This window comes from Nevskia sp. (genome assembly GCF_023266035.1).
Taxonomy (GTDB): Bacteria; Pseudomonadota; Gammaproteobacteria; order Nevskiales; family Nevskiaceae; genus Nevskia.
Genome location: NZ_JAHFRY010000053.1, coordinates 1 through 11,524, shown reverse-complemented (window position 1 = coordinate 11,524; position 11,524 = coordinate 1). Strand labels below are relative to the sequence as shown.

Genomic DNA, 11,524 nt, shown 5'->3' with positions numbered 1-11,524 from the left:
CTTCGTCGAGCACATAGGCGGCCGCATCATCTGGCAGTGCGCGATCGATCTCGATATCGATTCCGAAGGCAGACCAGTGCTGGGTCGAGGCGGCAATCGCGACCGCCGCATCCCCGCAGTGAGCGATGCTGCCGATCACGCCTTCCGGCCAGGCCGGAGCCCCGTCGGCGGTGCGGCCGATCACCGCATCGACACGACCCAGTTCCGCCAGGGCCGCACGGGCGCAGACGCGGCCGGCGATGAAATGGCCGCGGCGGCGCTCGGCAACATCGACGACCAGCGCCGCTTCCGCTTCGGGCAAGACCAGCGCTTCATCGACCATCGGCAACGGCGTCCAGCGACAGACGCTGTCGGCCAGCCAGTCGATCGAGCGCAGGCTCATCGGCTCAATGCCGGGCCAGGAATTCCAGCACGTGCTTGGCGAATGCGTCTGGCGCTTCCAGGTGCATGAAGTGGCCGATGCCGGCCATGCGCACCGATTCATAACCGGCCGAGAACAGGTGCTCGGAATCGCTGAACGAACTGTCCAAGATGCAGCCGTCGTGCTCGCCGCGGATGACGCAGGCCGGTACCTGCGTCGGCTGCAGCAGGAACTGCCAGGCGACCTTCTTGAAGAACATCGCCGGGATCGCCCGGTAGTAGCCAAGCGCAGCCTTGAGCCGCCCCGGATCGGCGTAGTTGGCCTTCATCGGCACCAGATAGTCGTCGTCCGGAATCCAGCCCGGAGACCAGCTGCGCGCAAGGTTCACCAACCAGGCGAAATCATCCTCGCGGATGCGCCGTTCCGGCCAGACCGGCAGCTGGAACTTGAACATGTAGTGCGAGGCCGAGAGCTGGGCCCGCGAAGGCCGCAGCAGGAAGCGGCGCAGATGCGGTACCGCTGCGGTGACGATCGCGCGCACACGATCCGGGCGCAGCGCGGCGGCGGCGTAAGTCACGACCGCGCCCCAGTCGTGGCCGACGATGAAGGCGCGATCGGCGCCGAAGTGCTCGATCAGCGCCAGCACATCCTGGCCCAGCGTTTCCAGGGAGTAATCACCGTCCTCGGGAATTTCGGTCGGCGCATAGCCGCGTGTGAACGGCGCCACGGCGCGATAGCCGGAGGCGGCCAGTTCATGCAGCAGCGGCGCGAAGCTCCACGCGGTATCGGGAAAACCGTGCAGCACCAGCACCAGCGGCGCCTCGGCAGCGCCACTGGCAGGCGGCACTTCGAGGTAGGCGAACTCCAGACCATTGGCCTGGATGTAGCGCGGCGTCAGGGTGGCAGGGGCTTCGGCGGAGGTATCGCTCATCGGCATCGGCTGGGGTGGTTGCGGGGATCGGCCCGTTAAACTACCCGAACACAGGCACAACGCGGGAGACCTTATGGATTTCAAGCTGGAACAACTCACCCAGCCGGAACGCTGGCTGGAACTCGGCCTGCCGGTCCTGCTGAAGATCGCCGTGGCGTTCCTGATCTTCTTTATCGGCCGGTTCATCGTCCGGACAGCGGTGAAGGTGCTGCGCTCGGTCATGCAGCGCGCCAATGCCGACCCGACCCTGACCGGCTTCCTGTGCAACGTCGCCTACGGCCTGGGCTATGCGCTGGTGGTGATCTCGGCGCTCGGCCAGATCGGCATCAACACCAATTCGCTGGCGGCGGTCGTCGGCGGAGCCGCGCTTGCCGTTGGCCTGGCCTTGCAGGGCCAGCTCAGCGCCTTCGCGGCGGGTGTGCTGCTGATCCTGTTCCGGCCGTTCCGGGTCGGCGATCTGGTCGCAGCCGGTGGTATCTCCGGCACGGTCGAGGAGATCAAGATCATCCATACCGTGCTGCGCACCGCAGACAACCAGGAAGTGATCGTGCCGAACAACACGATCACCGCGGCGACCATCACCAACTACAGCGCCCGCAATACGCGCCGTCTCGACATCACCATCGGCATCGATTACGACGCCGACCTGAAGCTGGCGAAATCGATCCTCCAGGAGATCGTGCTCAGTCATCCGAAGGTGCTGAAGTCTCCGGCGCCAACCGTGCAGGTGCGTGCGCTCGGCCCGAGTTCGGTCGATTTCGCGGTCTGTCCCTGGGCGAAGACGGCGGAATGGGGCGACGTGCAGAGCGATCTGCTCGAGCAGATCAAGCTGCGCTTCGACGCCGAAGGCATCGCCATCCCGTATCCGCAGATGGATCTGCATCTGCGCGACACACGCAGCGACGAGGAGCGCAAAACCCTGCCGGTGGAGAACCGTCTCTAAGGCAGCGGGTCAACCATCCATCAAGGAGCAGTAGACGATGAAGGCAGCAGGTAAAACGGCATTGGCGCTCGGCATCATCGGCGCCGTTGCCGTGGCAGGGCCGTATGTGATCGGTTTGCGGATCGAGTCCGCCTTTCGTGCCGGCATCGCCAGCATCAGCGAACAGAGCCCCTACCCGATCCGGATCAGCCGCTACGAGCGCGGCTTGTACTCGGCCGAGGCCGAAACGGCGATCGAGATCGTGCTGCCGCCGGAAACCCACGTCCACGAAGAGGGGCATGAGGATGAAGCGACGGCTGCGCCGAAGGTCGTGCGGCTGCGCCTGAACCACGCGATCAGCCATGGGCCGCGGCTCGACGGCCTGCTGCGCCTGGGTCGTCTGATCACCACGCCGCAGCTCGATGACGATCTGAAGACCTCGCTGGCGCCGTTGTTCGGCGATCTGCCTGTGCTGACACTGATCACCGATCTCGGCTTTGCCGGCGGCGTCAGCGGCAGCCTCCGGTCGCCCGCTGTCGATGCCAGCACTGCGGGTGCGGACGCGCTCAAGGTTCACTGGGCGGGTATCGAATCGAGCTACTCGCTCGGCGGCGGCCATCTGCTGCTGCAACTGGCTGCGCCCAGCCTCGACATCACCGGCAACGACGGCAAGCAGGGTTCGTTCGGGCAACTGGCGATGACCGCCGACATGACCCAGGTCGACGACAGCCCGCTGTGGATCGGCACTTCGGCGATCACCGTCGCCTCGCTCGCACTCAAATCCGCCGAAGTCACGTCGACACTGAATCAGTTCGCGCTCAACTCCGATACCCAGCTGGTCGACGGCGCGATCAACTCTGGCGTGCAGTTCTCGGCCACCAGCTTCGACGCCGCAGGCACCCGGATCGACCAGCCCCGCCTGAGTGTCCGCTTCGATCATCTCGATGCGGCGGCGACGATCGCGATGTCGACCGCGGCCAATCGCTATCAGCAGACGCACGGCAAGGACGCGGCAGTCGATCCGGCCGCGATGATGGCCGAGCTGAAGCCGGCCTTGAGTCAGCTGGCGGCCGGCCATCCCGAGTTGCGCGTCGACGAACTGTCGTTCGGCAGCCCGGCCGGCGCGGTGAAGGCCGAGGGCAGCCTGCGCTACATCGGTGATGCGAACTTCGACGATTTCACGCCGCTGACCGATGTCGAAGGCCATGCCCAGTTCGACGCCCCGCTCGACTACGTCAACCTGTTGCTGAGCCAGAAGGTTCGCGCCGATCTAGCCGGCAACGCCGGTGTCGCTCCGGACGAAGTGCCGCAGGAAGTCATCGCCAGCGCGCTTCAGAACACCCGTGACGCCCTGATTGCGCAGGGTTTGTTGCTGGTCGACGGCCGGCAGGCGAAAAGCGTCGCCGCGTTCAAAGGCGGCGTGCTGACCATCAACGGCAAAGCGCTGGGCGCTGGCGTCCCTGGCGGCGGATAGGCGGCTGACGGCCGCCTGAAACGACAAATCCCCGCCATGCAGAACATGGCGGGGATTTGGGGAAGCCGAGGCTACTTCGACTTCTTCTTGGCCTGCTTCTCGGCCTTCTTTTCCTTCATCGTCTTCAGCGGTGCTTTCTTTTCGGCTTTTTTACTGTCCATGCCTTTGGCCATGGTCGTGCTCCGGTGGTTGGGTGGTGGATGAAATCTAGCTGAGCTTAACGCGCGTCGCGCGTCGCGCCAGTGCGCAGACGCAGGCCGTTCAAACGAATGAACCCTTCAGCGTCCTTCTGGTGCCGACCGATGCTACGCGGCGAGGGACCCGTCGTGCTTTTCGACGGGATCGACGCCAAGGCATCGGGCGAGCGACCAGAAGGACAGCGCGATCAGCGCGCGTCGCGCTTGGCGCCAGTCCGCAGGCGCAGCCCATTGAGGCGAATGAAGCCCTCCGCGTCCTTCTGGTTGTAAGCGCCGCGATCGTCCTCGAAGGTCGACAGACTGGCGTCGAACAGCGAGTCCTTCGAGCGACGGCCGAGGTTGTAGATCGCGCCCTTGTAGAGCTTCAGGCGCACGTCGCCGTTGACCCGGGTCTGGCTGTCGTCGATCAGCGCCTGCAGCATGCGGCGCTCCGGACTCCACCAGTAGCCGTTGTAGATCAGGCTGGCGTACTTCGGCATCAGCTCGTCCTTGAGGTGCGCCTGTTCGCGGTCGAGGCACAGGCTCTCGATCGCGCGGTGTGCTTTCAGCAGGATCGAGCCGCCCGGCGTTTCGTAGCAGCCGCGTGACTTCATGCCGACGTAGCGGTTCTCGACCATGTCGAGACGGCCGATGCCGTGCTTGCCGCCGAGGGCGTTCAGGCGATCGAGAATCTGGAACGGCGTGCCCGCTTCGCCGTTGATGGCGATGGCATCGCCGCGCTCGAAGCTGATGGTGATTTCTTCGGCTTCGTTCGGCGCATCTTCCGGGTTCTTGGTCCAGCGCCAGATGCTGTCATCCGGGCTCCACCACGGGTCTTCGAGACCGCCGCCTTCATAGGAGATGTGCAGCGCATTGGCGTCCATCGAGTACGGGCTGCCACCGCCCGGCTTCTTGGCGATCGGGATCTCGTGCTTGGCGGCGTAGGCGAGCAGCGATTCGCGCGAGTTCAGATCCCATTCGCGCCAGGGCGCGATCACCTTCACGCCCGGCCACAGCGCATAGGCGCCGAGTTCGAAACGAACCTGATCGTTGCCCTTGCCGGTGGCGCCGTGGCTGATCGCATCGCAACCAGTGCTGCGGGCGATCTCGACCAGGCGCTTGGCGATCAGCGGCCGGGCAATCGAGGTGCCGAGCAGGTACTCGCCTTCGTAGACGGCGTTGGCGCGGAACATCGGGAACACGAAATCGCGAGCGAATTCCTCGCGCAGATCGTCGATGAAGATTTCCTTCACCCCCAACTGCTGCGCTTTCGGGCGCACATGATCGAGTTCCTCACCCTGACCGATATCGGCCGTGAAGGTGACGACTTCGCAGCCGTAGGTGTCCTGCAGCCACTTCAGGATGACGGAGGTGTCGAGGCCGCCGGAATAGGCGAGCGCGACTTTGCGGACCTGATTTTTGCTCATGGAATTCGGACGTTGGCAGCAGGGGACGGGGAAGGCGGCGAATTATAGCGATGCCAGACGATCGAGCTTGCGGGCCGGCCTTGGCTCGCGGGCTGTCCATGCCGCAGCGCGGCATCGCTGATCCCCCATCGGCTAAACTCCGCCCCGAACTCTCCCCCGGCATCCCATGGAACTCCCCCCCGCCCTGCTTGACGCGTTCAAGCCTGCGCCGCGTATTGGTCAGCGCTTCCGCGGCTTCCTGCCGGTGGTGGTCGACGTCGAAACCGGTGGTTTCAACAACCGCACCGATGCGCTGCTGGAAATCGCCGTGGTGCTGCTGAAGTTCGATCGCGAGGGCAATCTGGTCCGCGACGTGACCCACGCCGCCCATGTCGAGCCATTCCGGGGTGCGAACCTCGAGAAGGCCTCGCTGGAGGTCAATGGCATCGACCCGACCAACCCGCTGCGCGGCGCGATCCCCGAGCGTGAAGCGCTGGCCCAGGTGTTCAAGCCGGTGCGGCAGGCGGTGTCCGAGCATGGCTGCACGCGGGCGATCCTGGTTGGCCACAACGCCCATTTCGATCTTGGCTTTGTCAATGCCGCGGTCGGCCGCTGCGACATCAAGCGCAATCCCTTCCATCCGTTTTCGGCTTTCGATACCGCCACGCTGGGCGGCGCGATCCTCGGCCAGACGGTGCTGGCGCGGGCGCTGGAAGCGGCGGGCCTGCCGTACAGCACGCGGGAAGCGCATTCGGCGATCTACGACGCCGAGCGCACCGCCGATCTGTTCTGCCTGATGATCAACCGCCTGCGCGGCGTTTATGAATCCTTCCTGGCGCCGGCGCCTGTCGCATCGGCGGTCACGTCATCCGTCTGAGCGCCTGCTCGGGCATGGCCCGTGCACAGCCGTGGCTACGCTCGTGGTCACGTAAAATGCCCCGACGCTTTCCGATCACCGACCCCTACCTGATGAATTCGATCGACCGACGGCATGCCTCCTGGCTTGCCTTGCGCCTGCTGAGTGGGGCCTGCGCCGTTCTGCTGAGCTGCGCCGCCGTGCATTCCAGCCCGGCGCATGCCTTTGATCTGGATGATGTTTCTGCGAAAGCCAAAGCCTTGGCCGCGCAGCCGTTCGAGAAACCGGAAGGACGCTTGCCGAAAGCCTTGCAGCAGCTCGGCTACGACCACTATCGCGATATCCGCTTCAAACCGGATCGCGCGCTCTGGCATGCGGAAAAACTGCCATTCGAATTGCAATTCTTTCATCAGGGCCTCTATTACGACCGGCCGGTGAAGATCAATGAGGTCAACGGCCGGGCGCTGCGCGAGCTGAAGTTCTCGCCGGACGATTTCAACTACGGCGACAACAAGGTCGATGCCGAATCGTTCCGCGATCTCGGCTACGCCGGCTTTCGTGTCCATTTCGCGGTCAACACTCCGAAGTACAAGGACGAGGTGCTGGTGTTCCTCGGTGCCAGCTATTTCCGCGCGCTCGGCGCCGGTCAACGCTATGGCTTGTCGGCCCGCGGCCTGTCGATCGACACCGGCCTGATTTCCGGCGAGGAGTTCCCGCGTTTCACCGAGTTCTGGGTGGTGCGCCCGGAAGCCAACGCCAAGGAACTGGTGATCTACGCACTGCTCAATTCGCGGCGCGCCACCGGTGCCTACAAGTTCATCCTGAAGCCGGGCTCGGAAACGGTGATGGACACCAAGGCGCGGCTGTTCCTGCGCGAAAACGTCAGCAAGCTCGGCATCGCGCCGTTGACCAGCATGTTCTATTTCGGCGAGAACCAGCCGGCAGATCATGAGGACTACCGCCCGGAAGTGCATGATTCGGACGGCTTGTCGATCGCCTCCGGCACCGGCGAGTGGATCTGGCGGCCGCTGGTCAATCCGAAGCGTTTGCTGGTCACTTCATTCTCGATGTCGAACCCGCAGGGCTTCGGCCTGATGCAGCGCGATCGCAAGTTCGAGCGCTACGAGGATCTGGAAGTGCACCACGAACTGCGGCCCAGCCTGTGGATCGAGCCGAAGGGCGCCTGGGGGGCCGGCCGGGTCGAGCTGGTGCAGATTCCGACGCCGGACGAGACCAATGACAACGTCGTCGCCTACTGGGTGCCGGACAACATGCCGCAGCCGGGCACTCCGCTGGCGCTCGATTACCGGATGCTCTGGCAGATGGACAAGGAAAAGCGGCCGCCGCTGGCCTGGGTCGAACAGAGTCGGCGCGGACGCGGCGGTTACGGCCGTGGCAACGACGGCAGCGTCAGCTTCGTGATCGATTTCACCGGCCCGGCGCTCGACAAGCTGAAGGCGGACGCCAAGATCGAAGGCGTGGTCACCGTCGATGGCAACGGCGAATTGCTTGAACGCACGACGTATCGCAACGAAGTCACTGGCGGCTGGCGCGTGTCGCTGCGCCTGAAGCGGGTCGATGAAGACAAGGCGGTCGAGTTGCGCGCCTACCTGAAGGGCGACAACAGCACCCTGTCGGAAACCTGGAGCTACGTACTGCCGCCGGGCTGATCCGGGCAGTACATCCATCATGGACTCATCGAACGCCTCGCCAAACTCTCTGGCCGCAGCGGAAGCCTACTGCGCGAAGCTGCATCTGTCGGACGCCGCGCGTGCGAGCTTGCTGGGCCAAGCCTCGCAATCGGCGAATCCGCTGGCCGAAGTCCATCAGCTGCTGGCCGGCGCGGGATTCGACAAGGACAACCCGGCGCTCGGCTCGATCGCGCCGCGCCTGAAAATGGCGCTCGACGATGCCGAGCGAAAAGGGCAGCAGCTGGAAAGCCGCGCCTTCACCGAAGATCTTCAGGGCCGGGTGCGTCTGGCGACGATGCCGGCGCTGCGGCGCGCTTCGTTCACGTCCCGTCCATGGTCGCCGAATCCGCTGCTGGCCCTGTTCCGCTCGATCAGCCGTCTGCTGCTCGGTGGTGGCAAGCAGCGGCCCGAGGAAGACAGCGCTGCGGTGCCGGAACCGGATGCGCCGATGCCGGCCGGGCGCTGGCATGTCGCTGCCTCGGTACGCCGGTTCATCCTGGTGTTTCTGGTCATCGCCCAGACCGTGGTTGCCACTTTCTACATGACCGCGGTGCTGCCGTATCACGGCGCCCATGCGCTCGAAGTGGCGATGCTGATCCTGTACGCAGTGCTGTTCGCCTGGGTATCGGCAGGATTCTGGACGGCGATGATGGGCTTCCTGCAATTGCTGATCGGTCAGGATCGTTACTCGATCAACAGCAGCAAGGTGCCGGACTCGAAACTGCCGGATGGCGCGCGCACCGCGATCCTGATGCCGATCTGCAACGAGAACACCGCCCGCGTGTTCGCCGGCCTGCGCGCCACCTACGACTCGGTGATGCGCAGCGGACAAGGTGCAGCATTCGATTTCTACATCTTGAGCGACACCTCCGATCCGGACATCCGCGTCGCCGAGTTGGAAGCTTGGCTGCTGCTATGCCGCGAGGTCGGCGGCTTCGGACGCGTGCATTACCGCCGCCGCCGCCACCGCATCAAGCGCAAGAGCGGCAACATCGCCGACTTCTGCCGGCGCTGGGGCTCGGCCTACAAGTACATGGTGATTCTCGACGCCGATTCGGTGATGAGCGGCTCCTGCCTGGTGCGCCTCGCCCAGCTGATGGAAGCGAACCCGAGCGCCGGCATCATCCAGACCGCGCCGCGCGCCGCCGGCCGCGACACGCTGTACGCGCGCATCCAGCAGTTCGCAACCCGCGTCTACGGTCCGCTGTTCACCGCTGGCCTGCACTTCTGGCAGCTCGGCGAAAGCCATTACTGGGGCCACAACGCGATCATCCGCGTGGCGCCGTTTCTGGCCCATTGTTCCCTGCCCCGCCTGCCGGGACGCGGTGCGCTGTCCGGAGAAATCCTCAGCCACGATTTCGTCGAAGCCGCCCTGATGCGCCGGGCCGGCTGGGCAGTGTGGATCGCCTATGACCTCGACGGTTCCTATGAGGAAATGCCGCCGAATCTGCTCGATGAGCTGAAGCGCGATCGCCGCTGGTGCCAAGGCAATCTGATGAACTTCCGCCTGTTCATGACCTCCGGCCTGCATCCGGCGCATCGCGCGGTGTTCATGACCGGCGTCATGGCCTATCTGTCGGCACCGCTGTGGTTCACCTCGCTGGTGCTGTCGACGGCGCTGCTCGCCGTGCAGACCTTCGCCGTGCCGCAGTACTTCACCCAGCCGAACCAGCTGTTTCCGTCCTGGCCGGAATGGCATCCGGAATGGGCGATCGCGCTGTTCTCGGCGACCGCCACCTTGCTGTTCCTGCCGAAAATCCTGGCGGTGATCGTCATCCTCGCGAAAGGCGCCCGCAACTTCGGCGGCGGCCTGACTCTGACCGTCAGCATGCTGATGGAGCTGATCTTCTCGGCGATGCTGGCGCCGGTGCGCATGCTGTTCCATGCCCATTTCGTGACGGCAGCGCTGCTCGGCATCGGCATCCAGTGGAAATCGCCGCCGCGCGAGGATTCGCAGACGCCGTGGTCGGAAGCGATCGCCCGTCATGGCTTCGGCACCGTGCTCGGGGTGCTCTGGGCAGCACTCGTCTACTACCTGGAACCGGCGTTCCTGTGGTGGCTGCTGCCGGTGGTCGGCGCCCTGATGTTGGCGATTCCCTTGTCGGTCTGGTCCAGCAAGGTGACCCTGGGCCGCACTTTCAAGAACGGCCGCTTCTTCCTGATCCCCGAGGAAGCCGTACCGCCGCGCGAACTGCGCTGGACCGCGCTCGGCTTCAAGCGGGCGCCGGAATATTCGGATTTCCGAGTGGCTGTGACCGATCCGATCGCCAATGCCCTGGTCTGTTCGGCCGGCACGGCGCGGGCGTTCCATTCGGATGCCACCAAGCGTGAGCGTCTGGCGCTGCTGCAAACGGCCTTGATCCAGGGACCCGCGAAGCTCGATGCGAATCAGAAGAACATGCTGTTGACGGATTCCATCGCTTTATCAAGACTGCACCACCTGGTCTGGACTTCGAGCGAAGCCCACAAGAGCTGGATGACGAACGTCAATCCGGCCGCGCTGTCATAAATGCTTCAAGCCGAAGTCATCACATTTCAACGCGACGTTCATAGAGTTTGCGAAATGTTCGTCGGAGCAAGTCATGTCCCCAGTGATTGAAACCAGCACGCCAGAAAGCACGCCCCGCTTCATCGCCGGCTTTGCGACCACGCCCGACGAGATCGCCGAGACCCAGCGTCTGCGCTATCGCATCTTTGCCGGCGAGATGGGTGCCGATATCGACGGCGGCGAAGAAGGCCTCGATAGCGATCACTACGATGCCTGGTGCCGCCATCTCACCGTGCGCGAAACCAGCAGCGGCCGTCTGGTCGCCTGCACCCGCATCCTGACCGACGACAAGGCGTCGCGGGCTGGCGGCTTCTATTCCGCCGGCGAGTTCGATCTGAAGATGATCGACTCCCTGCCCGGCCGGGTGATGGAAGTCGGCCGCACCTGCGTCGATGCCGAATACCGCAGCGGTGTGGTAATCGCCGTGCTCTGGCAGGCGCTCGCCGAGTTCATCATCAAGAACGAATTCGACTACCTGTTCGGCTGTGCCTCGATCGGCCTCGAAGACGGTGGCGCCAACGCCCACGCGATCCTCGGCCAGATCAAGCAGAAGTACATGGCCGCGCCCTGGCAGCGAGTCCGTCCGCTGATCCAGCTGCCGATCGCCGATGCCCGCCCGGTCGACAAGGTGCGCCTGCCGCCGCTGCTGAAGGCTTATTTCAGCCTTGGCGCCAAGGCTTGCGGCGAGCCGTACTGGGATCGCGAATTCAATTGCGCCGACGTCTTCGTGCTGCTCAACGTCAGCGACCTGCACCCGCGCTACGCCCGCCACTTCCTGGACCGCCCGAAGATCGAGGAGACGACCGTTGTTGCGGGTCACGCCTGAGCACTGGTTCGTGAATGATCGGCCGCAGACGTGAGTTATTTTCGCGTAGCCGCCAAGTCGATCCGCATCGTTTCCCACCTGTTCGTCGGGCTGGGCCTGGCGGTACTGGTCAATCTCGACGGCCGTGGCCGCTATTCCCGCGAGAACCTCAGCACCTGGTGGCATCGGGTGCTGCTGCGCATTCTCGATGTGAAGCTGGTGGTGCGCGGCACGCCGATGGTCGGCACCCGGGTGATCGTCTGCAATCACATCTCCTGGCTCGACATTCCGGTGGTCGCCGCGTTCGAAGCGACGCGCTTCGTGTCGAAAGCCGAAGTCGGCGAATGGCCGGTG

The 11,524-nt window shown here is 64.5% G+C and carries 8 protein-coding genes and 2 pseudogenes; 7 read left to right on the top strand and 3 right to left on the bottom strand.

Features of this window, described 5'->3' with window-relative positions; genetic code table 11:
• Together Q0D45_RS10035 and Q0D45_RS10030 are read right to left on the bottom strand one after the other, a co-directional pair.
• A pseudogene (locus Q0D45_RS10035) lies at positions 1–382 on the bottom strand (hypothetical protein); the annotation flags it as partial.
• A gap of 4 nt (positions 383–386) precedes the next feature.
• On the bottom strand, positions 387–1,292 hold the full coding sequence (locus tag Q0D45_RS10030) for an alpha/beta hydrolase (protein WP_293392071.1): 906 nt from the start codon (positions 1,290–1,292) through the stop codon (positions 387–389).
• Positions 1,293–1,365: 73 nt separating this feature from the next.
• Here Q0D45_RS10030 and Q0D45_RS10025 point away from each other — a divergent pair, with 73 nt between their 5' ends.
• Complete coding sequence (locus Q0D45_RS10025; RefSeq protein WP_293392069.1) at positions 1,366–2,235, top strand: mechanosensitive ion channel domain-containing protein; 870 nt, start codon at positions 1,366–1,368, stop codon at positions 2,233–2,235.
• Between the two features lie 37 nt (positions 2,236–2,272).
• The gene (locus tag Q0D45_RS10020; protein ID WP_293392066.1) at positions 2,273–3,688 is read left to right on the top strand and encodes a YdgA family protein; all 1,416 of its coding nucleotides are present in this window, start codon (positions 2,273–2,275) and stop codon (positions 3,686–3,688) included.
• A gap of 385 nt (positions 3,689–4,073) precedes the next feature.
• On the opposite strand, the gene Q0D45_RS10015 is transcribed toward Q0D45_RS10020, so the two are convergent.
• Positions 4,074–5,291: an argininosuccinate synthase gene (locus tag Q0D45_RS10015; RefSeq protein ID WP_293392063.1), complete on the bottom strand. Its 1,218-nt coding sequence runs from the start codon at positions 5,289–5,291 to the stop codon at positions 4,074–4,076.
• A gap of 166 nt (positions 5,292–5,457) precedes the next feature.
• Between Q0D45_RS10015 and rnt the strand changes: the two genes are divergently transcribed.
• The 5 genes and pseudogenes from rnt to Q0D45_RS09990 form a co-directional block, all read left to right on the top strand.
• Entirely contained in the window at positions 5,458–6,147 is a 690-nt protein-coding gene (gene rnt / locus Q0D45_RS10010) for a ribonuclease T (protein ID WP_293392060.1), read from the top strand.
• A 92-nt stretch (positions 6,148–6,239) separates the two neighbouring features.
• Complete coding sequence (locus Q0D45_RS10005) at positions 6,240–7,796, top strand: glucan biosynthesis protein G (protein ID WP_293392057.1); 1,557 nt, start codon at positions 6,240–6,242, stop codon at positions 7,794–7,796.
• A 19-nt stretch (positions 7,797–7,815) separates the two neighbouring features.
• Positions 7,816–10,326 carry a glucans biosynthesis glucosyltransferase MdoH gene (mdoH, locus tag Q0D45_RS10000; RefSeq protein WP_293392054.1) on the top strand — a complete coding sequence of 837 codons (2,511 nt, stop codon included), beginning with the start codon at positions 7,816–7,818 and terminating at the stop codon, positions 10,324–10,326.
• A gap of 73 nt (positions 10,327–10,399) precedes the next feature.
• On the top strand, positions 10,400–11,191 hold the full coding sequence (locus Q0D45_RS09995) for a GNAT family N-acyltransferase (protein WP_293392051.1): 792 nt from the start codon (positions 10,400–10,402) through the stop codon (positions 11,189–11,191).
• A gap of 30 nt (positions 11,192–11,221) precedes the next feature.
• Positions 11,222–11,524: pseudogene (locus Q0D45_RS09990) on the top strand (1-acyl-sn-glycerol-3-phosphate acyltransferase); the annotation flags it as partial.